At 65.6% G+C, this 22,137-nt stretch carries 19 protein-coding genes; 10 read left to right on the plus strand and 9 right to left on the minus strand.

The annotated features are described in order from the left end of the window. The first annotated feature begins 111 nt into the window (after positions 1-111). Positions 112-621, plus strand: a complete 510-nt coding sequence (locus tag CEY05_RS15205) for an acyl-CoA thioesterase (RefSeq protein ID WP_088599126.1) — start codon at positions 112-114, stop codon at positions 619-621. A 43-nt stretch (positions 622-664) separates the two neighbouring features. Here the strand turns inward: CEY05_RS15205 and CEY05_RS15210 are convergent, their stop codons facing one another. Further along, positions 665-2,371 (minus strand): response regulator, encoded by a 1,707-nt coding sequence (locus CEY05_RS15210; RefSeq protein ID WP_088599127.1) that lies wholly within the window; start codon positions 2,369-2,371, stop codon positions 665-667. 198 nt (positions 2,372-2,569) lie between these two features. Here CEY05_RS15210 and CEY05_RS15215 point away from each other — a divergent pair, with 198 nt between their 5' ends. Both CEY05_RS15215 and CEY05_RS15220 read left to right on the plus strand, forming a co-directional pair. Further along, positions 2,570-4,480 (plus strand): glycoside hydrolase family 15 protein, encoded by a 1,911-nt coding sequence (locus CEY05_RS15215; RefSeq protein ID WP_088599128.1) that lies wholly within the window; start codon positions 2,570-2,572, stop codon positions 4,478-4,480. A 255-nt stretch (positions 4,481-4,735) separates the two neighbouring features. Then, on the plus strand, positions 4,736-5,740 hold the full coding sequence (locus CEY05_RS15220) for a DNA topoisomerase IB (protein ID WP_088599259.1): 1,005 nt from the start codon (positions 4,736-4,738) through the stop codon (positions 5,738-5,740). Between the two features lie 9 nt (positions 5,741-5,749). On the opposite strand, the gene ppk2 is transcribed toward CEY05_RS15220, so the two are convergent. From ppk2 to CEY05_RS15235, 3 genes are all read right to left on the minus strand, one after another. Beyond that, complete coding sequence (ppk2, locus tag CEY05_RS15225; protein WP_088599260.1) at positions 5,750-6,652, minus strand: polyphosphate kinase 2; 903 nt, start codon at positions 6,650-6,652, stop codon at positions 5,750-5,752. A 160-nt stretch (positions 6,653-6,812) separates the two neighbouring features. Further along, positions 6,813-8,366 carry an MDR family MFS transporter gene (locus CEY05_RS15230; RefSeq protein WP_088599129.1) on the minus strand — a complete coding sequence of 518 codons (1,554 nt, stop codon included), beginning with the start codon at positions 8,364-8,366 and terminating at the stop codon, positions 6,813-6,815. 120 nt (positions 8,367-8,486) lie between these two features. Beyond that, entirely contained in the window at positions 8,487-8,981 is a 495-nt protein-coding gene (locus tag CEY05_RS15235; RefSeq protein WP_088599130.1) for a MarR family transcriptional regulator, read from the minus strand. Positions 8,982-9,175: 194 nt separating this feature from the next. On the opposite strand from CEY05_RS15235, the gene CEY05_RS15240 reads away from it, so the two are divergent. Beyond that, the gene (locus tag CEY05_RS15240; protein WP_088599261.1) at positions 9,176-9,922 is read left to right on the plus strand and encodes an aldolase; all 747 of its coding nucleotides are present in this window, start codon (positions 9,176-9,178) and stop codon (positions 9,920-9,922) included. A 147-nt stretch (positions 9,923-10,069) separates the two neighbouring features. Here the strand turns inward: CEY05_RS15240 and CEY05_RS15245 are convergent, their stop codons facing one another. Continuing rightward, entirely contained in the window at positions 10,070-10,861 is a 792-nt protein-coding gene (locus CEY05_RS15245) for a MetQ/NlpA family ABC transporter substrate-binding protein (RefSeq protein WP_088599131.1), read from the minus strand. Positions 10,862-11,259: 398 nt separating this feature from the next. Here CEY05_RS15245 and argB point away from each other — a divergent pair, with 398 nt between their 5' ends. The 3 genes from argB (at position 11,260) to slmA (ending at position 13,592) form a co-directional block, all read left to right on the plus strand. Further along, positions 11,260-12,162: an acetylglutamate kinase gene (argB, locus tag CEY05_RS15250; protein ID WP_088599132.1), complete on the plus strand. Its 903-nt coding sequence runs from the start codon at positions 11,260-11,262 to the stop codon at positions 12,160-12,162. Next, the gene (locus tag CEY05_RS15255; RefSeq protein WP_088599133.1) at positions 12,162-12,905 is read left to right on the plus strand and encodes a pyrimidine 5'-nucleotidase; all 744 of its coding nucleotides are present in this window, start codon (positions 12,162-12,164) and stop codon (positions 12,903-12,905) included. Before argB ends, CEY05_RS15255 begins: the two co-directional genes overlap by 1 nt. 99 nt (positions 12,906-13,004) lie before the next feature. Further along, positions 13,005-13,592 carry a nucleoid occlusion factor SlmA gene (slmA, locus tag CEY05_RS15260; RefSeq protein ID WP_088599134.1) on the plus strand — a complete coding sequence of 196 codons (588 nt, stop codon included), beginning with the start codon at positions 13,005-13,007 and terminating at the stop codon, positions 13,590-13,592. A gap of 67 nt (positions 13,593-13,659) precedes the next feature. Here slmA and CEY05_RS15265 read toward each other — a convergent pair whose 3' ends face one another. Further along, a complete protein-coding gene (locus tag CEY05_RS15265) occupies positions 13,660-14,652 on the minus strand; it encodes a tripartite tricarboxylate transporter substrate binding protein (protein ID WP_088599262.1) in 993 nt (330 codons plus the stop codon). 180 nt (positions 14,653-14,832) lie between these two features. Between CEY05_RS15265 and CEY05_RS15270 the strand changes: the two genes are divergently transcribed. The 3 genes from CEY05_RS15270 to CEY05_RS15280 all read left to right on the plus strand — a co-directional run bounded on the left by CEY05_RS15270 (position 14,833) and on the right by CEY05_RS15280 (position 18,310). After that, a complete protein-coding gene (locus CEY05_RS15270; protein ID WP_088599135.1) occupies positions 14,833-16,566 on the plus strand; it encodes an IlvD/Edd family dehydratase in 1,734 nt (577 codons plus the stop codon). 68 nt (positions 16,567-16,634) lie between these two features. Continuing rightward, on the plus strand, positions 16,635-17,357 hold the full coding sequence (locus tag CEY05_RS15275) for a GntR family transcriptional regulator (RefSeq protein WP_088599136.1): 723 nt from the start codon (positions 16,635-16,637) through the stop codon (positions 17,355-17,357). Then, a complete protein-coding gene (locus CEY05_RS15280) occupies positions 17,354-18,310 on the plus strand; it encodes a 3-hydroxyacyl-CoA dehydrogenase family protein (RefSeq protein ID WP_088599137.1) in 957 nt (318 codons plus the stop codon). Before CEY05_RS15275 ends, CEY05_RS15280 begins: the two co-directional genes overlap by 4 nt. Before the next feature lie 11 nt (positions 18,311-18,321). On the opposite strand, the gene CEY05_RS15285 is transcribed toward CEY05_RS15280, so the two are convergent. The 3 genes from CEY05_RS15285 to CEY05_RS15295 all read right to left on the minus strand — a co-directional run bounded on the left by CEY05_RS15285 (position 18,322) and on the right by CEY05_RS15295 (position 22,120). Beyond that, positions 18,322-19,731, minus strand: coding sequence for an FAD-binding oxidoreductase (locus CEY05_RS15285; RefSeq protein WP_088599138.1), 1,410 nt, complete (start codon positions 19,729-19,731; stop codon positions 18,322-18,324). Between the two features lie 79 nt (positions 19,732-19,810). After that, positions 19,811-20,563, minus strand: a complete 753-nt coding sequence (locus CEY05_RS15290) for a molybdopterin-synthase adenylyltransferase MoeB (protein WP_088599139.1) — start codon at positions 20,561-20,563, stop codon at positions 19,811-19,813. 78 nt (positions 20,564-20,641) lie between these two features. Continuing rightward, complete coding sequence (locus tag CEY05_RS15295; RefSeq protein WP_088599140.1) at positions 20,642-22,120, minus strand: S41 family peptidase; 1,479 nt, start codon at positions 22,118-22,120, stop codon at positions 20,642-20,644. Positions 22,121-22,137: the final 17 nt, after the last annotated feature.

Consider the following 22,137-nt stretch of genomic DNA (forward strand, 5'->3'; position numbering starts at 1 on the left):
CGCAAGATTTCGTTAACACGGTGGTATGAGGGAGTTAACATGCGGCCAGCTGCGTTCATGCGGCAATGCAACATTCCCTCCCTCCTTCCAATTTTCTCTTGGCAGAACACCATGGACGAAGCCTTCAGCCACCAGTTGTCGATGACCATCCTGATGACCCCGGACATGGCCAATTTCTCCGGCAATGTGCACGGCGGCCATATTCTCAAGTACCTGGACCAGGTGGCCTATGCCTGCGCCAGCCGCTATGCGGGCCAATACGTGGTAACCCTGTCGGTCGACCAGGTGGTGTTTCGCGAGCCCATCCACGTGGGCGAACTGGTGACCTTCCTGGCGTCGGTGAACTACACGGGACGCACCTCGATGGAAATCGGCATCAAGGTGGTCACCGAAGACATCCGCCAGAAGCTGGTACGCCACACCAACAGCTGTTACTTCACCATGGTGGCGATGGACGAGCTGGGCAATCCCACGCCCGTGCCGCCGCTGGAGCTGCGCACCGAAGAAGAAAAGCAGCGTTTCGAGGCCGCCGCCCAGCGCCGCGCCCTGAAGCAGGAAATGGAAAAGCGCCACGAGGCCATCAAGAAATCCGTGGCGCAGAGTGCCGGCAAACCCGCATGAGCGACGTCGCTGAGCTAAGTCACTGAGCGGCAGCGCTCTTGCATCAAGCCCGGGCCAGGGCCTGCCTCACCATGGCGGCCAGGTCGTCGATGTCGAAGGGCTTCTGCAGGATCAGTTCACGCTGCAGCAGTTCGGCACTCACCTGGGCATCGACGTAGCCCGTGGCCAGGATGATGGGCAGGTCGGGCAGCACGGCCCGCACGCGCTCGATCACTTCCGCGCCGTTCAAGCCCGGCATGATGAAGTCGACCATGAGCAGGTCGGGCGCCTGTTCCGCCAACATCTTCAAGCCGGTTTCGCCGTCGGCCGCCTGGCGCACCTGGTAGCCCAGGGTCTGCAGGCATTCGACGATCAGGTTACGCACGATGGCATCGTCATCGATGACCAGGATGTCGTCGCCGCTGGCGTGACCCTCGGCCGTGGCCTTTGCCGCATCGGCGGCCGCCGTGGCCGTGGCCGCCGGGGCGCCCCCGGATGCCACACTGAGCCACAGCTCGACCACCGTACCCTTGCCCAGCTCGCTGTCGATGCGGGCGGTGCCCCCGGACTGGCGGGCAATGCCATACACCTGGCTCAGGCCCAGGCCGGTGCCCTTGCCGACCGGCTTGGTGGTGAAGAAGGGATCGAACACCTTGGACAAGGCCGCCGGCGCGATGCCGCTGCCGGTATCGGCCACGGCGATGACCACATAAGCGCCGTCAGGCAGATCGCCGTCGCCGCGCCGTAAGGACGTAGTCAGCGTCACCGTGCCGCCGCCCGGCATGGCGTCGCGCGCGTTGATGCCCAGGTTCAGCACCGCCAACTCCAGCTGGTTGGCATCGGCGATGGCCGCGGGAATGTGGGGATCCAGATGGGTCACCACGGACACCGTCGGCCCCAGCGACAGGCCCAGCAGATCGTGCATGCCGCTCAACAGATCGTTGACGTCGGTGACGCGCAGGTCCATGGTCTGGCTGCGCGCGAAGGCCAGCAACTGGCTGGTCAGCCGCGCGCCGCGCGACACCGCCTGGCGCGCATTGCCCGCCAGGCGGCGGATGCGGGGGTCGTCGGTGGAGCGGTCGATCAGCTCGATACTGCCCATGATGATGTTGAGCAGGTTGTTGAAATCGTGCGCCAGGCCGCCGGTCAGCTGGCCGATGGATTCCATCTTCTGCGACTGCACCAGGGCGCTCTGGGTGCGCTCGCGGGCGCGCACTTCCTTCATCAGGTTGTCGTTGGCGCGCGCCAGGTCGTGCGTGCGCACGGAAATCCGGCTTTCCAGGGTGTCGTTGAGCACACGCAAGGCCTCTTCGATTTCTCCCTGCCGGCCCAGTTGCGCGCGCGCGCCGTACTGCCGCAAGCGCGAACGCAGCGCGGCGCTCAAGGCCAGGCGCAAGGCCTCGCCGCGCAAGGGGCGTTCGAGCAAGGTCACATTGCCCAGGCTTTCGATGCCCGTAGGGGGGCCGCTGGCACCGTTGATCACGATGAAAGGGAAATCGGACCACGCCGGCTGGGCGCGCACCCAGGCGGCCAGGCGATCGCACTCGTGCGTGCCGATAGTCTGGGCGGCGACGAGGCCGCAGGCGGCATCTTCAAGTCCGGCGATGAAAGTGTCCAGGTCGAGGCATTCGCGCACACGGTCGCCATATTCGGCAAGCACCGTGCTGAGCGCGCGCTTGTCGCGGCCGCGCGGAGCCAGGACCAGAATTGGCTGGCTGCTGTCGGCGGTAGTCTGTCCTGCTGACGGGACGGTAGTCACGCGTTGTTCCATTGGCAGATGTTCCTGGTGGGAACGCAGTGGAGGACGGACCAGTCTATACAGGGGTTTCCCTGATTGCCCCGCCACTTGTAACAACGAGCGAACCGCAGGCCGAGAATGTTACTCAGTTCGCCCTCCCGCTACGGGTGTTACGCCGCGTTGCACCCATGGATGAGAAGGATTTCACCTCCGTGATAGTCTGATTCGCCTATGACCCGTCAAACTTCGAGTTCTCGTTCCAAGCCGCTGGAAGACTACGGCCTGATCGGCAATATGCTGTCGGCGGCGCTGGTCGCGCGCGATGGCTCGATCGACTGGCTGTGCCTGCCCCACTTCAATTCCCCGGCCTGCTTCGCCGCCCTGCTGGGCAATGAATCGAACGGCCGCTGGCAGCTACGGCCCCGCGCCGCGGAATGCCGTACGACGCGGCGCTACGTGCCCGGGACGGCGGTGCTGGAGACTTGCCACGAGACCGCCACCGGCAAGGTCACGGTCTTCGACTTCATGCCGCTGTCGGACGACGAACATCGAGTGGACGTGGTGCGCCTGATACGCGGTGACGAAGGCCATGTCGAGATGGACATGGAACTGATCCTGCGCTTCAACTATGGGCAGGCGGTGCCCTGGGTGCGTCGGCGCGATTACGGCCTTAGCGCGGTGGCCGGGCCGGACGCGGTGGAGATCCACACCCAGGTGCCGATGAAGGGCGAGGACATGAAGACCACCTCGCGCTTCACCGTACATAAAGGCGAGACGCCGGCTTTCACGCTGTCCTACCATCCCTCGCACAAATCACCGCACTTCGTGCCCGACCGCGGCGAGAGCCTGGACCGCACCATAGGCTGGTGGCGCGAATGGTCCAAGCGTTGCCGGGGTGACGCGGAACATCACCCCATCTGGCACGACGCCATCGTGCGCTCGATGATCACGCTGAAGCTGCTGACCTTCCGTCCCACCGGCGGCATGGTGGCGGCGCCCACCACGTCGCTGCCGGAACGGCTGGGCGGCGAGCGCAACTGGGACTATCGCTATTGCTGGTTGCGCGACTCGGCCATGATCCTGTATGCCCTGCTCAACGGTGGCTACCGCGACGAGGCGGAAGCCTGGCGCCATTGGCTGATGCGGGCCACCTCCGGCCTGCCTGACCAACTGCAGATCATGTATGGCGTCTCGGGCGAACGGCAACTGCCGGAATTCGAACTGCCCTGGTTGCCCGGCTACGAGAACAGCAAGCCGGTGCGCATCGGCAATGCGGCGTCCACGCAGATCCAGATGGATATCTATGGCGAAGTCATCGAGGCGCTGCACGCCGCGCGCGAAGCCGAGCTGGCGCCCCTGGAACATGCATGGCGCCTGCAGCGGGTATTGCTGCAGCCGCTGAAGAAACACTGGAACACCCGCGATCACGGCATCTGGGAAGTGCGCGGCCCGCGCCGGGCCTTCACGCATTCGCGCGTGATGTGCTGGGTGGCGTTCGACCGCGCCATCAAGTCGATCGAACGCTTCAACCTGGACCTGCAAGGCTCCAAGGAAGAACTGGTGGCATTGCGCGACAAGGTCCACGCGGACATCTGCGAGCATGGCTTCGATCCCAAGCTCAACAGCTTCGTCCAGTCCTATGGCAGCAAGGCGCTGGATGCCAGCCTGCTGATGATCCCGCAGGTGGGCTTCCTGCCCATCGACGATCCGCGCGTCACGGGCACCGTCAAGGCCATCGAACAACGCCTGTTGCGCGACGACGGCCTGGTCTATCGCTATGACTCCACCCAGACCGACGACGGCCTGCCCGATGGCGAAGGCGTGTTCCTGGCGTGCAGCTTCTGGCTGGCCGACGTCTATGTCATGCAGGGACGTATGGATGACGCGCGCGCCTTGTACAACCGGCTGCTGGGCTTGCGCAATGACCTGGGGTTGCTGGCGGAGGAATACGAACCCGTCAGCAAGCGCCTGATCGGCAATTTCCCGCAGGGCTTTTCGCATATCGGCATAGTCAACACGGGCTACAACCTGATGAAAGCGACGTCCGGTCCGGCACAGCAGCGCGCCAGCAGTTCAGCACCGCACAACGGTGACGCGCCGCACCAGAAACCGCCCAAGGATGTGCCGCACACGGATAGCTAGCGGGCACGGGCACGCGATTTGCATAGTGCAGGCCCTCTTGCTGGAGCCGCCACTATGTTGCAAGCCGTCAGTCAGCCTCGTGCTACCCGTACCCGCGCTACCCGCACCGCCCCGGCGCCCGATCCGGATCGCGGCGTCCAGGCCAGGCCGCCGGCGAAGGCCGCAGGGAAGGCGAGGATCAGCAAGACGGAACTCAAGAGTCTCGCCGATGCGCCGCCGGCCGTGGTGGCCAACAGTGTCGTCTGCACGCCCGACATGGAATGCAAGGCCGCCGGCCTGATCTATGTCGACGACAGCAAACCGGGCGTCACGCGCCGTCTCGTGCGCGAACACTTCCAGTACTTCGCCGCCGACGGCAGCCGCATCCGCGACCCGGAGGCGATCAAGCGCATCAACGCGCTGGCGATCCCGCCGGCTTACGTCGACGTGTGGATCTGTCCCAAGATCAACGGCCACATCCAGGCCACCGGACGCGACGCGCGTGGCCGCAAGCAATACCGTTATCACGATGCCTGGCACGAACTGCGCGGCAACACCAAGTATGAGCAACTGTCCGAATTCGCCGCCGCCCTGCCGCGCATACGCCGCCAGGTGGAACGCGACATGGCGGGCGCGGGCCTGACCCAGGAAAAGCTGGTGGCGGTGGTGGTACGCCTGCTGGAGACCACCCTGGTGCGCATCGGCACGCCCGCCTATGCGCGCGCCAACGGCTCTTACGGCCTGACGACGCTGAAGCGGCGCCACATCACGGTGGCGGGCGGCCGCATCCGCCTGCGCTTTCGCGGCAAGAGCGGCGTCGACCACGACGTCACCGTGACCGACCGCCGCATCGCCGCCGTGGTCAAGCGCTGCATGGAGATCTCCGGCCAGGAGCTGTTCCGCTATCTGGGCGAAGACGGCTCGCCCCGGGGTGTGGATTCAGGCAGCGTCAACGATTACCTGCGCGATGCCGGCCGCGCCGACTTCACCGCCAAGCACTATCGCACCTGGGCCGGCTCCGTGCTGGCGCTGGCCCTGCTGCGCCAGCGCGCATGGGAAAGCGAGACGCAGGCCAAGCGCACCGTCGTGGAAGTGGTCAAGGAAGTGGCACGCCGGCTGGGCAACACACCGTCCGTGTGCCGCGAGCGCTACATCCACCCGCGCGTGCTGCAAACCTATCTGGCTGGCGAACTCAAGGTGAACGGCCCCGCGCCCGCCAGCCCGCGTGGCCTCAACGCGGATGAACGACGGTTTCTGGCTTTCTTGAAAGCGACCGCCTGAGGCGCGCCCTCAATACTTCTCCGGCACCACCATGCTGTCCGGCACGGGATGGCGCGCGTAGTCTTCGTGGCGCTCGCGCTGCGGCAGCACCACCGTCGGCAACTCCGTTTCGACATAAGGCATCTGGTGCAGCAGATGGTCGATGCAGTTCAGGCGGGCGCGCTTCTTGTCGACAGCCTGCACCACCCACCACGGCGCTTCGGGAATGTGGGTGCGCTCCAGCATGACTTCCTTGGCGCGCGTGTAGTCTTCCCAGCGGCGGCGTGATTCCAGGTCCATGGGGCTCAGCTTCCATTGCTTGAGCGGATCGTGGATGCGGCCCAGGAAGCGGATTTCCTGTTCGTCATCGGTGATGGAGAACCAGTACTTGATCACCTGGATGCCGGAACGAACCAGCATCTTTTCAAACTCGGGCACGGTACGGAAGAACTCTTCGTACTGCTCGTCATTGCAGAAACCCATCACGCGTTCGACTCCAGCGCGGTTGTACCAGCTGCGGTCGAACAGCACCATTTCGCCGGCGGCCGGCAGGTGCGACACGTAACGCTGGAAATACCACTGCGTGCGCTCGCGATCGTTGGGCGCCGGCAGCGCGGCGACGCGACAGACGCGCGGGTTCAGGCGCTGGGTGATGCGCTTGATCACGCCACCCTTGCCGGCGGCATCGCGGCCTTCGAAGACGATGACCACTTTGTGCCCGGTGGAGACCACCCAATTCTGCAGCTTCACCAGCTCGCCCTGCAGGCGCAGCAGTTCACGGAAATAGAGGCGGCGAAACGCGCGCTCTTCCTCGTCCTCGGGGGAACGGCCTTCCAGTTCCTCGAAGGTACGGTCCTCCAGTTCGAGTTCCAGTTCTTCGTCGTAATGGTCGGCCAGGTCGCGGTGCAGGCGGCGCAGCTGTTCGGGATCGATGGGGGACACGTCGGGCTCCAAAGGGTAAGGCGAAGGCGCCCTTATCGTATGACGCAGCCGTGGCAAAAATATGACCGAATCGCAACCTGCCCGTGGCACGGCAGCGCAGGCCGGACGCGTGGGCCAGGCCCAGGTCGGCCCCGGCGCCTGGTCGCCGCCCTTACTCCGCCGCGACGTGCATTTCCTCGGCGGAAGGCGGCGCGGCTTTCTTGTTGACCCGCATGAAGATCAGACAGGGGATGGCCGCCAGCGTCAGCCACAGCATGAACCGGAAGTCATCCAGATAGGCGATGAAAGCCGCCTGGTTGTCGACCATGGCATTGAGCGCCGCCAGGCCGGCCTGAGCATGCACGTCGAAGACCTGCGACAGGGCATCCGGATGCTGCATCAGGGTCTCGGCGGAGATCAGCGTCGCCAGGGACGCATGCATGGTGGAGGAGTTACGGACGAACAGGCTCTGCATGACCGAGATGCCGATGCTGCTGCCGATATTGCGCGACAGGCTGTAGATGGCGGTGCCGTCCGAACGCAGGCCGCGGTCCAGGGTGGAGAACGTCATGGTGGTCAGCGGCACGGAGATGAAGCCCAGGCCCAGCCCCTGGATGAAGCCGGGAATGACGATCTCCCATTCGGTGACCTGGGGGCTGTAGCCGGCCATCTGCCACAGCGACAGCGCCGTCAGGCCGAAGCCCAGCGCGATGATCAGCCGGCCATCCACCCGGCCCACCATGCGGCCGGCGAACAGCATGGAGACCATGGTGCCGGCACCGCTGGGCGCGGTGACCAGGCCGGTGGTCACCACCGGATAGCCAAGGACGGTCTGCAGCATGGGCGGCAGCAAGGCGCGCGTCGCATACAGCAGCAGCCCCACCAGGAAGTAGAAGGCCAGGCCCATGGCGAAGTTGCGGTCGCGCAGCAGGTCCACCTTGAAGAAGGAGTCGCGCCCGGACGTGGCGGTATGCAGCAGGAAGAACGTGAACGCGATGATGGCCGCGATGGCATAGACGCGGATCTCGATGGCGTCGAACCAGTCGACCTGCTCGCCCCGGTCCAGCAGCAGCTGCAGCAGGCCGATGGACAGGGCCAGCGTGGCGAAACCGAACACGTCGAAACGCCTGGGAGTGTCGTGCGCGCCGTCTTCATGGATGAAGCGGTAGACGCCGTAGAACGACAGGATGCCCACCGGCAGATTGATCAGGAAGACCCAGCGCCAGTTCATGTTGTCGGTGAGCCAGCCGCCCAGGGTGGGCCCCAGGATGGGGCCCAGCATCACGCCCATGCCCCAGACCGCCATCGCGCGGCCGTGATCCTTGGGCTCGTTGATGTCCAGCATCACGGCCTGCGACAGCGGCACCAGCGCGGCGCCGAAAGCGCCCTGCAGCAGACGGGCCAGGACGATCTCCAGCAGGTTGCCCGCCGCGCCGCAGGCCAGCGACATGATGGTGAAGCCGGCGATGGACACCAGGAACACCTTCTTGCGGCCGTAGCGGCCATTGAGCCAGCCGGTCACCGGCGTGGCGATGGCCGCCGACACGATGTACGAGGTCAGCACCCAGGTGATCTGGTCCTGCGACGCCGACAGCCCGCCCGCCATGTGCGGCAGCGCCACGTTGGCGATGGTGCTGTCCAGGGTCTGCATGATGGTGGCCAGCATGATGGACACCGTGATCATCAGGCGATGCGGGACGGCGGGGGCTTTCAGGTCGGTATTCATCGAAGGATCGGTCGTGAAACTAATAACTGCCGTTACTACATGGATAAAAAAAAGGGCATCGAAACCGCGTTGGCGGGAGGCGGGCCGGCATGGCGCGCCGACCCACCTGCCGCATTCACATCAACTGAAGCGCGTCAGCAGCTTGCGCAGCAGGCGTTCCAGTTCATCGACCTCTTGCGGCTCGAAGCCTTCGAACATTTCCTTCAACTGCGTGCGCCGGCGCGGCATGTTTTCCTTCACGAACTCCAGGGCTCGCGGGGTCAGCTGCAGGAACACCTGGCGCCGGTCCAGTTCGCTGCCGATGCGCTCGACGAAGCCCTGCCGTTCCAGCTCCTTGGCCACCCGCGTGCTGTTGGTGCGGGAGGAATTCATGAAGACGCTCAGTTCCGACGGCTTGAGCCTGTGGCCCTCGGCTGCGTAGATCACCACCAGCGATGTCCACAAGGTGGTGTTCAGGCCATGCGACTTCAGCGGCTCGTCCATGGAATCGGCCATGCGCGTGGCAACGTGCAGGACCAGGCGGCTGAGCACCGACTCGCGCAATTGCTGGCGGGAGGCCAGACGCTGCGCCAGGTCGCGCATGGCTTGTTCGAAAGGTTCGAAGGAAGACGACATGGAGGTGCGGCGAGGAACTAATAACGGAAGTTATTATAGTGTCGTTCGGCTTTCATTCGGCTGTTGCGGCGCTGCGGGCCCCATCGGACGCCGGGGCCGGCCCGGACCGGGACGCCTGTGCAGCGGGCGGCGATTCGATGTTAAATGGGCGGCTACGCGGCCTGGCCGCTTTCTTCGCTCTGGTCCACACCCTCATGGATACCCTGTCTCGCGATATCGTCGCTCATCCGCTGGAGACCCTGGCCCTGCGCGCCGACCTGGCGCTGGCTTTGCGTGCCGCCGCGCATCACGGCCTGGATGAAGGGGTGTGCAACCACTTCAGCGTGTTGATCCCGGACGGTACCGACCGCTTCCTGATCAATCCGCGCGGACTGCATTGGAGCGAAATCGACGCCGACGACGTCGTCATGGTGGACGGCGAAGGCAAGCGCCTGGCCGGCCGCCACGAGGTCGAGACCACCGCCATGTTCATCCACGCGGCCGTGCACCGCATCGCCGGCAAGGCCTGTGTGCTGCACACCCATATGCCCTACGCAACGGCGTTGACGCTGACGTCGCGCCGCATGCTGGATACCACGCTGTCGCAGTCGGCCATGCGCTTTCACGGCCGGGTGGCCACGGACGGCAAATACAACGGCCTGGCGTTGAGCCCGGCCGAAGGCGAGCGCATCGCGCACGCCATGAACGGCGCGGACATCGCCTTCCTGGGCAATCACGGGGTGGTGGTCTGCGGCGAACGGGTCGACTACGCCTACGAGGACCTGTACTTCGTCGAACGCGCCTGCGAGGCCGAGGTGCTGGCTCGTTCCACCGGCCTGCCCCTGGAGCCGGTAGCCCCCGAGATGGCGCAATTCGTGGCGGACCAGGCCGCCGGCGAACGGCTGCAATCGACCCTGTTCTTCGAAGCGCTGCGCCGGATGCTGCCCGCGCCGAAGCGCTGAGCGGGCACCGGGCCAGCCCGGCCCGCATTCCGCAACGACGTATCGGCCAACCCCTGCCGCAAATCGCGAAAAGCCCGGCATGCCGGGCTTTTCCTTGTTGCTTGTTGCTTGATGGATATCGCAGCGGATGCCCCTACGGGCACGGCATCAAAACGCCGGGACGACGGCGCCTTTGTATTTGTCCTGGATGAATTTCTTCACCTCGGGCGTGTGCAGCGCCTGCACCAGCTTGGTCAGCGCGGGCGAGTTCTTGTTGTCCTCGCGCGCCACGATCAGGTTGGCGTAGGGGGAGTCCGCGCCTTCGATGAACAAGGCATCACGCGTCGGCACCAGCTTCGCCTCCAGGGCGTAGTTAGTGTTGATCAAGGCCAGATCGACGTCGTCCAGCGAACGCGGCAGCATGGCCGCCTCCAGTTCGCGGAACTTCAGATGCTTGGGATTGTTGGCCACATCCAGGGCCGTGGCCTGGATATTGGATGGATCCTTCAAGGTGATCAGGCCCTGCTTGGCCAGCAGCAACAGCGCGCGGCCGCTGTTCGAAGGATCGTTCGGAATGGCCACGGTAGCACCGTCCTTCAGGTCCGCCAGCTTCTTGATCTTGTGCGAATACGCCCCGAACGGCTCGACGTGCACGGCGGCCACGGCCACCAGATGCGCCCCGCGGTCCTTGTTGAAGGCGTCCAGATAAGGCTTGTGCTGGAAGAAATTGGCGTCGACCTGCTTGTCGACCGTCTGCAGATTGGGCTGGACGTAATCGCTGAACACCTTGATGTCCAGGTCCACCCCCTCGCGCGCCAGGGTCGGTTTGACCAACTCCAGGATTTCGGCGTGCGGGACCTGGGTCGCCGCGATCACCAGTTTTTCCGCCGCCGGTGCGGTGCCGGCCAGCAACAGCGCGCCGGCCAGGGCGGCGAAGGCACGCAGGGATGTCTTGAACATGGGTTGTTTCCTCCTAGGTGTAATGCCGGGCACGTCGAAGATGCAGGGCCGTAGCAATGGCACCCGGGACTTCATGCCCGCCAGGTACGACGCACGGCCAGGAAAATGAATCTACATGAAGCAGACTTATTTGTATCCCATATTCACATAACGCGCGGAAGTAAGGATTCTTCCGGGCGAACAGGCCCCAGGGGCGGGCACGCCAAGCCTTGGTCGCACCCCCCGCAACCGCCCCCGATCCAGGGCGATTTTCACAGGGATAGGCCCTGTCCCCCCATGGGTACTACAATTGCTCCCGTGCTTCGTCGGTCGGCGTCTGGTCGCCCGCCGGCGGAAACGGCCTGCCGACCTTGCAGGCTTTTTTTCATCTCCCTTTTTTCCCGGGGTAACGCACCGTCATGACCGACATCCAAGATCCTGCCGCCTCCTTGTCGCCCGCCGTCAAGGCCAGTGTTTTGTCCGAGGCCCTGCCTTATATCCGACGATTCCACGGCAAGACCATCGTGGTGAAGTACGGCGGCAACGCCATGACCGAAGAGCGCCTGCAGCGCAGCTTCGCTCACGATGTCGTCCTGCTCAAGCTGGTGGGCCTGAACCCCGTGGTCGTGCACGGCGGCGGCCCGCAGATCGACGATGCGCTGCGCCGCATCGGCAAGCAAGGCACCTTCGTGCAAGGCATGCGCGTCACCGACGCCGAGACCATGGAAGTGGTCGAGTGGGTGCTGGGTGGCCAGGTGCAGCAGGACATCGTCATGATGATCAACGAGGTCGGCGGCAAGGCCGTGGGCCTGACCGGCAAGGATGGCGGCCTGATCCGCGCCCGCAAGAAGCTGATGGACAACAAGGACAATCCCGCGGAGCCGCTCGACATCGGCTTCGTCGGCGACATCACCCAGGTCGATCCGGCGGTGGTCAAGGCGCTGCAGGACGACCAGTTCATTCCGGTCATCTCGCCCATCGGCTACGGCCAGGACGGCACCGCCTACAACATCAACGCCGACGTGGTCGCCGGCAAGATGGCTGAAGTGCTGAACGCGGAAAAGCTGCTGATGATGACCAACACGCCGGGCGTGCTGGACAAGAACGGCAAGCTGCTGCGCAGCCTGTCGGCGCGCGCCATCGACGAACTGTTCGCCGACGGCACCATCTCCGGCGGCATGCTGCCGAAGATTTCCTCGTCGCTGGACGCGGCGCGCAGCGGCGTGCATTCGGTGCACATCGTCGACGGCCGCGTGCCGCACTGCCTGTTGCTGGAACTGCTGACCGACCAGGGCGTGGGCACCATGATCACGTCGCGCTGATGCTGGCGACACGCCATCTGCTGCGGCCGGCGGCGCGCCTGCGCCGCTCGCGCCGTATCGGTACGGGCGTCAGCCAGCGCCTGTGGCTGTTCGATCTCGACAACACGCTGCACAACACTTCGCACGCCATCTTCCCGCTCATCGATGCGGGGATGACGCGCGCGGTGGAGCAGGCGCTGGGCGTGGACACGGCCACCGCCAACTCGCTGCGCCGCGAATACTGGCAACGCTACGGCGCCACGGTCATCGGGCTGGTGAAGCATCACGGCGTCGATGCCGATGAATTCCTGCGGACGAGCCACGACTTCGATGTGCGGCCGCTGATCCGTTCGGAAAGCGGCCTGGCGGCCAAGCTGCGCCGCCTGCCGGGGCGCAAGGTGCTGCTGACCAACGCGCCCTTTCACTACGCCCGCGCGGTGCTGCGGCATATGGGCGTGCTGCGCCAGTTCGAAAGCCTGTGGTCGATCGAGCACATGCGCTGGCACGGCGGTTTCCGCCCCAAGCCCTCGCCCGCGCTGCTGCGCCATGTGCTGGCGCGCGAAGGCGCGGCACCGCGCAATACCGTGCTGGTGGAAGACACGCTGGCCAATCTGCGGGGCGCCCGCCGCGCCGGCTTGCGCACCGTGCATGTGTTCCATCCCGGCACCCCGTTCGCCAGTGGTTTGCGCCAGCGGCCGGCCTATGTGGACTTGCGGGTAAACTCGGTCAGCGAGTTGCTGCTTAGCCGGCGGCCCCTGCGCTAGACGCCGCCTGGCCCCCGCCGCGCTGCGCGGCAGGGACGCCGGCAGCGCGCGGCTCATCCACCCACTTTTGAATAATCCGCGTCCGACGCGGCGACAGCCATGGCAAGCAGACCCGGCGAGAAAAAAACGCAGATACTGGAGACGCTGGCCGAGATGCTGGAACAACCGCACGCCGCGCGCATCACCACCGCCGCGCTGGCCGGCCGCATGCAGGTTTCGGAAGCGGCGCTGTATCGGCATTTCGCAAGCAAGGCCCAGATGTTCGAGGGCCTGATCGAATTCATCGAGACGACCATCTTCACCCTGGTCAACCAGATCAACGCGGCCGAACCGCGCGGCGTGCAGCAGGCGCGCGGGATGATCGGCATGCTGCTGACTTTCTCGGAAAAGAACAAAGGCATGACGCGCGTGCTGACAGGCGACGCCCTCGTCACCGAGGACAATCGCCTGCAGGAACGCATCAACCACATCAACGACCGTATCGAAGCGTCCATCAAGCAGGCCTTGCGCATCGCCGTCGAGGACGGCAGCCTGCCGGCGGATGCCGACATCACGGCCCATGCCAGCCTGCTGACCCACTTCGTGCTGGGCCGCTGGCTGCGCTACGCCCAAAGCGGCTGGCGCGTGCCGCCGACGGTGCATCTGGAAGAGCAGTTGCGGCTGGCCCTGGGCGCGGCCGGCGCGTAAGCGGGCCTCGGCCCATGGCGTGTGCATGGGCCGCGCCTGCCACGGCGCGAACCGCCAGACCAGAAACCTACTCCCCTTTGATATTCGCCTTCTGGATCACCATGGTCCACTTGTCGATCTCGGCCTTGATCTCCTGCGCCGTGCCCTGCGGCGTGGCGTATTCGGCGATGACGCCCTGCTCCAGCATCTGAGCCTTGACCGAGTCGCTGGACAAGACCTTCTTCAACGCCCCGTTGAGCTTGTCGACCACGGCCGGCGGCGTGCCGGCCGGCGCCAGGATGCCGAACATGGAACTGACCTCGAAGCCTTGCAGGCCGGCCTCCGACGCGGTGGGCAGGTCGGGCAGCGTGGGAATGCGCTGGGCCGACGCGGCCGCCAGCGGACGCAGGTTGCCGGCCTTGATCTGCGGCTGGGCGGCGGGCGCGGTTTCGATCATGGTCAGCACCTGGCCGCCCACCAGGTCGGTCATGGCCGGGCCGCTGCCGCGATAAGGCACATGCAGCATATCCACCCCGGCCGCCACCTTGAACAGCTCACCGGCCAGATGCTGCGGCGAACCATTTCCCGATGACGCGAAGGTCAGCTGCCCCGGCTTGGACTTGGCCAGGGCGATGAGTTCCTGCAGGTTCTTGGCCGGCACCTGGGGATTGACCACGAAGACCAGCGGCACCCGCCCCAGCATCGACACCGGCGCGAAACTCTTCTGCAGATCGTAGGGCACCTTGCTGCCATACAGCGCGGCGTTGATGGAATGGCTGGTCAGCGCGCCCATCAGCAACGTATACCCATCGGGCGCGGCGGCCGCCACGGCCGCCGCGCCGATATTGCCGGTGGCGCCCGCGCGGTTCTCCACCACCACCGACTGGTTCAGCTCCTGGCCCAGCGCCTGGGCGGCGACACGGCCGATGACGTCGGTGGCACCTCCTGGCGGATAGGGCACGATCAGGCGGATGGGATGGTCTGGATAGCCGGCCGCCTGCGCCGCCAGAGGCCCGGCGGCAGCCAGGACACCGGTGAGCGCCAGGGCGCCGGCCAGCACGGCGCGGCGGGGCACCGGCATGGTTGGCGCCGAGGTGCCCTTCACGAGAGGGACGCGCAGGAACTGCCCGCGGTTGAATCGCATGGTCTTGTCTCCGTTGTTGCGCGCCTCGTGGTGGGCCCGCCTTTTTTTGAACGACCATGATAGAAAGATGGTGATACTATCGTCAACATTATTATCGATAATTCTTCGAGACGGACGATGAGCGACAAAACCGATCCCAAGGGCATGCGCAAGGGCCTGACCAGCTATGGCGACGAAGGCTTTTCCCTGTTCCTGCGCAAGGCTTTCATCAAGGGCGCCGGCTATACCGACCATGCGCTGGACCGTCCGGTCATCGGCATCGTCAACACCGGCAGCGCCTACAACCCCTGTCATGGCAACGCCCCGCAGCTGATCGAGGCGGTCAAGCGCGGCGTGCTGATGGCGGGCGGCCTGCCGATGGACTTTCCCACGATCTCCGTGCACGAGAGCTTTTCCGCCCCCACCAGCATGTATCTGCGCAACCTGATGTCCATGGACACCGAGGAAGCCATCCTGGCGCAGCCCATGGACGCGGTGGTGATGATCGGTGGCTGTGACAAGACGGTGCCGGCGCAGTTGATGGGCGCGGCCTCGGCCAACGTGCCCGCCATCGAGCTGGTGACCGGTTCGATGCTGACCAGCTCGCATCGCGGCGAGCGCGTCGGCGCCTGCACCGATTGCCGCCGCTATTGGGGCAAGTACCGCGCCGAGGAAATCGACGGCGAAGAGATCGTCGACGTCAACAACCGGCTGGTCGGCAGCGTGGGCACCTGCTCCGTGATGGGTACCGCCAGCACCATGGCCTGCATCACCGAAGCCCTGGGCATGATGGTGCCCGGCGGTGCTTCGGCACCCGCGGTGACGGCCGACCGTGTACGCGTGGCGGAAGTGACCGGCACCACCGCCGTGCAGCTGGCGCGCAGCAAGCTGACGCCCGACCGCATCATGACGGCCAAGGCTTTCGAGAACGCCTTGCGCGTGCTGCTGGCCATCGGCGGTTCGACCAACGGCATCATCCACCTGACCGCCATCGCCGGCCGCATGGGCTTCGAAGTGGACCTGCCGCGCGTGGATGCGCTCAGCCGCGAGACGCCCGTGCTGGTGGACCTCAAGCCGTCCGGCCAGCATTACATGGAAGATTTCCACAAGGCCGGCGGCATGCAGGCCTTGCTGCGCGAGTTGCGGCCCCTGCTGCATCTGGACGCCATGACGGTGACCGGCCGCACGCTGGGCGAGGAACTGGATGCCGCGCCGGCGCCGTTCACGCAGGACGTCATCCGCCCCTTCACCCAGCCCATCTATCCGCAGGGCGGCATCGCGGTGCTCAAGGGCAACCTGGCGCCCGGCGGCGCCATCATCAAGCAGTCGGCCGCCGCGCCGGCGCTGATGGAGCACGAAGGCCGCGCGGTGGTGTTCGAGAATGCCGAGGACCTGGCGCAGCGCGTCGACGATCCGGATCTGGACGTGACGGCCGAAGACATCCTGGTGCTCAAGATGATAGGCCCGAAGGGCGCGCCGGGCATGCCTGAAGCCGGCTACATGCCCATCCCGCGCAAGCTGGCCCGCGCCGGCGTCAAGGACATGGTGCGCATTTCCGATGGCCGCATGAGCGGCACGGCGGCCGGCACCATCGTGCTGCATGTCACGCCCGAGTCCGCCATCGGCGGTCCGCTGGCCTATGTGCAGACCGGCGACCGCATCCGCCTTAGCGTGGCCAATCGCGAAATCACCCTGCTGGTGGACGATGCCGAACTGGCGCGTCGCGCCGCCGCGCAACCGCAGGAAACCCCGTCGGCGGCGCGCGGCTATCGCAAGCTGTTCCTGCAGTCGGTGACCCAGGCTGACCAGGGCGTGGACTTCGACTTTTTGCGTGCCGCCGAGATTCGCGGGAAAATCCCCGGCTCACGCTGATTACCCTGGACAAGACAGCCTGTCCAAACCAGCCCCGCTGGACTCCCGCCCGCCGTAACCGATAGCTTATGTCCCGTCTTGCCGATATGCCCGATCCCGCGCCCGCCGCCACTCAGACGGCGCTGGAGCGGGCCGTGCAGGCGCTGGAGGAAGACATCGTGCTGGGCCGCCTGCATCCGCGCGAACGGCTCATCGAAGACGACCTGATGCAGCGCTTCGACCTGAAGCGCCATGCGGTGCGCGAGCTGCTGGTGGAGCTGGCGCGGCTGGGCCTGGCGGAGCGGCGCAAGAACATCGGTTCCGAAGTGCGCTCCTTCGCCCCCCGCGAAGTGGTCGAACTGTATGAGATGCGCGAGTTGCTGGAGACGCAAGCGGCACGGCTGGTGCCCTGCCCGGCCGAGCCCGCGGCCTTGCAGGCGCTGATCGACATCCAGCGCGGACACGATGCCGCGGTCGACGCCGAGGATCCGCGCCAGGTGTTCCGGAATAATCTGCGCTTCCACCAGGCCCTCTTCGGCATGTGCGGCAATACCGTGCTGGTGCGCGCCATCCAGGAATATGCGCGGCAGACGCATCCCATCCGCTTCGGCACGCTGGTGACTTCCGAATACCGCCGGCGGGCGCGCCATGAACACTGGGCCATTATCGAAGCCCTGCGCGATGGGCGCCGCGACGACCTGGTGGCCCTGTGCCGCGCGCATCTGCAGCCGTCGCGCGATGCCTATCTGGCGGCGAATCGCCATCTGGCCGATTTTCGATCCCTTAAAACCATAGCTCCGGAGACACCATGAACCCTGCCATCCTGCCCGCCCCTTCCGCCTGCCATGCCGTCGTCGTGGGCGGCGGCACCATGGGCGCGGATGTCGCCGTGGTACTGGCGCGCGCGGCGTGCCGTGTGACGGTGGTCGAACGTGACGCCACGCGCCACGACGTCATACGCGACAGCGTGCGGGCCAATCTGCAGCAACGCGGACTGGAACGGTATGCGGCCGGCGTGACGGTGGCGACGGCGCTGGAGGATGTCGCGTGGGCCGATGTCAACCTGGTGATCGAGTGCATACCGGAATCGCTGCCGCTGAAGCAGACGCTGTTCGCCGACCTCGTGCGCCTGGCGCCGGCCGCGGCCGTCCTGGCCAGCAATAGCTCCAGCTTCCCCATCAGCCAGATCGGCGCAAGCCTGCAAACGCGCCACCGCATGCTGGGCCTGCACTTCTTCATGCCGGCGCATCTGGTGCCGCTGGTCGAGGTGGTGTTGTCCGTTGATAGCGATCCTGCCACGGGCGATGCCTTGTATGCCTTCATGCGCCGTTGCGGCATGGTGCCGGTACTGGTGCGCAAGGACGTGCCGGGCTTTCTCGGCAACCGCCTGCAGCATGCCTTGACGCGCGAAGCGTTCGCGCTGGTACAGGACGGCGTGGCCAGCGCCGAGGACGTCGATGCGGCCGTGCGTTTCGGCTTCGGCTTCCGCTTCCTGGCCGCCGGACCCATCCTGCAGCGCGATCACGCGGGGCTGGAAGTGCATTGCGCCGCCACCACCACGACCTATCCGTCCTTGTCCAAGGCCGACGGCCCCTTCCCCGTGCTTACCGAGCGCGTCGCCGCGGGCAAGCTGGGCATGAAGACCGGCGAAGGCTTCTTCAAGTGGACGCCGGAAACCATCGCCGCGGAAAAAGCCCGCTACGCGCAGACCCTGCGCGCGGCCCTGGCGCTGATCGAAAGCGAACTGCCGCCGATCGAGCCTTGAGCACGCAAGGCCTACAGTAGCTTGCCGGGATTCATGATCCCCGCTGGATCGAGCAGCTTCTTGATGTCCTGCATCAGGCGCAGTTCCAGGGGATGCTTGTAGCGGTGAAAGTACTCGCGCTTGAGCTGGCCGATGCCGTGTTCGGCGCTGATGCTGCCGTTGTAGCGCATGACTTCATCCATCACCTCGGCGGTGATGGCTTCGCCCTGTTCGGCCGCCCACGTACGCGGCGCGCCGGCGGGACGTGAGATGTTGTAGTGCAGGTTGCCATCGCCGAAATGGCCGAAGATGAAGGGCCGCACCCCGGCATCGACAGCCTGCAGGCGCTTCTCGCAGGACGCCATGAAGGCGGGAATGTCCTCGATGGGCAGCGAGATATCGTGCTTCAGGTGCGGGCCATCGGCGCGCTGCGCTTCGGAGATTTCCTCGCGCAGCTTCCACAAGGCCTGCAGCTGGCTCAAGGACGCCGACACCACCGCGTCCAGGCACAATTCCTTCTCCAGCGCCTGGCCCATGACGGATTCCAGCATGGCGTTCAAGCCGTTCTCGTCCACGCTGTCCGCCAGCTCCACCAGCACATAGGCCGGATAGCGCTGCGCGAACGGCTCCTGCACCCCTGCGGCGTGCGTCAGCACCAGGTCGACGCAATCGCCGGTGAAGAATTCGAAGGCCTGCAGGCGCGCCCCGCACTGGCCGTACAACAGTTCGAACAGCTGCAGTGCCTGCTGTGAAGACGACACCGCCGCCAGCACCACCGAACGCACGTCCGCGCGCGGCAGCAGGCGCAGCGACGCCGCGGTGATCACGCCCAACGTGCCTTCGGATCCGATCAGCAATTGCTTGAGGTCATAGCCGGTATTGTCCTTGCGCAAGGGCCGCAGGCCATGAAAGACCTCGCCATTGGGCAGCACGGCTTCCACGCCCAGCACCAGTTCGCGCGTCATGCCATAACGCACCACGTTGACGCCGCCGGCATTGGTGGCCAGGTTGCCGCCGATCTGGCAGGAATCTTCCGCCGCCAGGCTGAGCGGCAACAGGCGCCCCGCCTCCTGCGCCACGCGGCGCAGATTGCCGAGGATGCAACCCGCTTCGGCCACCAGCGTATTGGCCACCGTGTCCAGCGAGCGCACCGCGTTCATGCGATCGAGCGAAAGAATGACATTGTCGGCTGAATCATCCGGCGTGGCGCCGCCGCACAGGCCGGTGTTGCCGCCGCGCGGCACCACCGGCACGCCGACGTGCTGGCACAAGGCCAGGCAGCGCGACACCTGTTCGACCGTGCGCGGGCGCACCACGGCCTGGGCGTGACCCGTATAGATGCCGCGCCAGTCGGACAGCCACGGCGCGATGCCGTCGGCATCGATGGTGACGACGTCGGCGCCAAGCGCCTCGACGAGTTGGGAAGCGATATTCTTGGTCATGGTCTCGGCCTGGTTCTGGATTTTTTATGCGGTTGGCCACCGCGGAAAGTCGTCACCCTGACGCGCACGCCACGTTCGCTCAGCGCGCCGCGCACACCGCGCACTCGTGATCGCGCGGCACGTTCATGCTGCGCCACTGCATGGTCAAAACGTCCAGGTGCAACAGGCGTCCCGACAAGCTGGTTCCCAGCCCCGCCAGCACCTTGAGCGCCTCGGCGGCCTGCATGCTGCCTATGATGCCGACCAGGGGCGAGAACACGCCCATGGTGGCGCAATTGGCCTCTTCGACATCGTCTGCCTCTTCTGGAAACAGGCAGTGGTAGCAAGGCGCGGCGGCATCACGCAGATCGAAAACCCCCACTTGCCCGTCGAAGCGGATGGCGGCGCCCGACACCAGCGGCTTGTGATGCCGCACGCAGGCTCGGTTGATCTGATGGCGTGTGGCGAAATTGTCGGAGCAATCCAGCACCACATCGGCGGCGGCCACCTGTTCATCCAGCTCGTCATCCACCAGGCGGCGTTCGACGATCTGCACATGGATGTCAGGATTGAGGGCCGCCAGCGTGGCGCGTCCCGAAGCCACCTTGGATTGCCCCAGGCGATCCGTGGTGTGCAGCAGCTGCCGCTGCAGATTGCTCAGTTCGACGGTGTCGTCGTCCGCCAGCACGATGTGGCCGACACCGGCGCTGGCCAGGTACATGGCGGCCGGCGAACCCAGTCCGCCGGCGCCCACCACCAGCGCCCGCGCGCCCAGGAAAGCTTCCTGGCCTTCGATACCCAGCTCGTCGAGCAGGATATGGCGCGCGTAACGCAGTAACTGCTGGTCGTTCATCTTGGCTCAGCCCACTGAAACGTCGGATTCGGCGGCGGGGCATGGACAGCCCGCTGATGCTGCCCCGCGCCGTCTACCTTAGCGTTTCTGCTGACTCGGCTGCACGCCATCCGGAGTGATGGTCATGCGCTCGGTCGGCGCCGACGCACCGGCCTTGGCCGCGGCCGCGGTGTTGTCTTTGGCGTCCTGGCTGGATGCCGTCTTCGGCGTCGCCTTCTGGATCGGCTTGCCTTGCAGCGAGTTGATGGCCTGCTTCAACTGGAAGTCGTCCTTGCCGCCGAATTCGAAAATCTTGGCCGGCATGGCGCCCGTGATGTCAGCGGCGTTCGACTTGAACTCGGTCTTGGGCGTGAGCGGGTTGTCCAGGTGATGCTGCAGGTCGGCTTCGCGCGGCAGGCGGAACAGATCGCCTTCGGCGGTGTCGGCCACCACGTAGTCAGGTTCGATGCCGGTAGCCTGGATGGAGCGGTTGTTCGGCGTGAAGTAGCGCGACGTGGTCAGCTTGATGGCCGTGTCTTCGGTCAGCGGCAGGATCACCTGCACCGAACCCTTGCCGAACGTGCGGTTGCCCATGACCTTGGCGCGCTTGTGGTCCTGCAGCGCGCCAGCGACGATTTCCGAAGCCGAGGCCGAGCCGACGTTGACCAGCACCACCATGGGCACCGTCTTCACCCATGCGGGCAGGCCGGCCAGGTAGTTGCTTTCACCGCGGGCGTATTCGGACGGGGTCGCCAGGTACTTGTGGCGCGCATCCGGCGTACGGCCGTCGGTGGACACCACCAGCGCGTCGTTGGGCAGGAATGCGCCGGCCACGCCGATAGCGCTGGTCAGCAGGCCGCCCGGATCGTTACGCAGGTCCAGCACCAGATACTTGGGCGGCTGCTTGGCGCCCAGTTCGGCCAACTGGCGTGCCAGGTCGGAACCGGTCTTTTCCTGGAACTGGGCCACGCGCACATAGGCGACGCCGTCGTCCAGCATCTTGCTGCGCACGCTGCGCACCTTGATGACGTCGCGCACGATGGTCAGCACGATGGGCTGCGGCTGGTTCGCGCGCAGGATGGTCAGCTTGATCGGCGACTTTGGCGCGCCGCGCATCAGCTTGACGGCATCGTTCAACGCCATGCCCTTGGTGGACGTGTCGTCGATCTTGGTGATCAGGTCGCCCGCCAGCACGCCGGCACGCGCGGCCGGGGTGTCTTCGATGGGCGAGATGACCTTGACGAAACCGTCTTCCGCGCCGACTTCGATGCCCAGGCCGCCGAACTCGCCTTGCGTCTGCGTCTGCATGTCGCGATAGGCATCGGCATCCAGGTAGGCGGAGTGAGGATCGAGGCCCGACACCATGCCGGAGATGGCATTGTTGATCAGGGTCTTGTCGTCGACCGGTTCAACATAGTTGTTCTTGATAGCGCCGAAGACGTTGGTCAACGCACGCAATTCGTCCAGTGGCAGGGGGCTGCCGCGTTGTGCGACGGCCGTTACCCCGGCGCTGAGCAGGACACCGGCAACGACACCGACCGATACCAGACCGAAACTGCGATACTTGCGAGTGCCCATGCACACATCCTGAATTG

The sequence above is a fragment of the Achromobacter sp. HZ34 genome, from assembly GCF_002209485.1.
Taxonomy (GTDB): Bacteria; Pseudomonadota; Gammaproteobacteria; order Burkholderiales; family Burkholderiaceae_B; genus Bordetella_C.

What these genes read in the sequence shown, in the direction of transcription:
- CEY05_RS15205 (WP_088599126.1), top strand. Translation starts at nt 112, where the DNA reads ATGGACGAAGCCTTCAGCCACCAGTTGTCGATGACCATCCTGATGACC.
- CEY05_RS15210 (WP_088599127.1), bottom strand. Translation starts at nt 2,371, where the DNA reads ATGGAACAACGCGTGACTACCGTCCCGTCAGCAGGACAGACTACCGCC.
- CEY05_RS15215 (WP_088599128.1), top strand. Translation starts at nt 2,570, where the DNA reads ATGACCCGTCAAACTTCGAGTTCTCGTTCCAAGCCGCTGGAAGACTAC.
- CEY05_RS15220 (WP_088599259.1), top strand. Translation starts at nt 4,736, where the DNA reads ATGGAATGCAAGGCCGCCGGCCTGATCTATGTCGACGACAGCAAACCG.
- CEY05_RS15230 (WP_088599129.1), bottom strand. Translation starts at nt 8,366, where the DNA reads ATGAATACCGACCTGAAAGCCCCCGCCGTCCCGCATCGCCTGATGATC.
- CEY05_RS15235 (WP_088599130.1), bottom strand. Translation starts at nt 8,981, where the DNA reads ATGTCGTCTTCCTTCGAACCTTTCGAACAAGCCATGCGCGACCTGGCG.
- CEY05_RS15240 (WP_088599261.1), top strand. Translation starts at nt 9,176, where the DNA reads ATGGATACCCTGTCTCGCGATATCGTCGCTCATCCGCTGGAGACCCTG.
- CEY05_RS15245 (WP_088599131.1), bottom strand. Translation starts at nt 10,861, where the DNA reads ATGTTCAAGACATCCCTGCGTGCCTTCGCCGCCCTGGCCGGCGCGCTG.
- argB (WP_088599132.1), top strand. Translation starts at nt 11,260, where the DNA reads ATGACCGACATCCAAGATCCTGCCGCCTCCTTGTCGCCCGCCGTCAAG.
- CEY05_RS15255 (WP_088599133.1), top strand. Translation starts at nt 12,162, where the DNA reads ATGCTGGCGACACGCCATCTGCTGCGGCCGGCGGCGCGCCTGCGCCGC.
- slmA (WP_088599134.1), top strand. Translation starts at nt 13,005, where the DNA reads ATGGCAAGCAGACCCGGCGAGAAAAAAACGCAGATACTGGAGACGCTG.
- CEY05_RS15265 (WP_088599262.1), bottom strand. Translation starts at nt 14,652, where the DNA reads ATGCCGGTGCCCCGCCGCGCCGTGCTGGCCGGCGCCCTGGCGCTCACC.
- CEY05_RS15270 (WP_088599135.1), top strand. Translation starts at nt 14,833, where the DNA reads ATGAGCGACAAAACCGATCCCAAGGGCATGCGCAAGGGCCTGACCAGC.
- CEY05_RS15275 (WP_088599136.1), top strand. Translation starts at nt 16,635, where the DNA reads ATGTCCCGTCTTGCCGATATGCCCGATCCCGCGCCCGCCGCCACTCAG.
- CEY05_RS15280 (WP_088599137.1), top strand. Translation starts at nt 17,354, where the DNA reads ATGAACCCTGCCATCCTGCCCGCCCCTTCCGCCTGCCATGCCGTCGTC.
- CEY05_RS15285 (WP_088599138.1), bottom strand. Translation starts at nt 19,731, where the DNA reads ATGACCAAGAATATCGCTTCCCAACTCGTCGAGGCGCTTGGCGCCGAC.
- CEY05_RS15290 (WP_088599139.1), bottom strand. Translation starts at nt 20,563, where the DNA reads ATGAACGACCAGCAGTTACTGCGTTACGCGCGCCATATCCTGCTCGAC.
- CEY05_RS15295 (WP_088599140.1), bottom strand. Translation starts at nt 22,120, where the DNA reads ATGGGCACTCGCAAGTATCGCAGTTTCGGTCTGGTATCGGTCGGTGTC.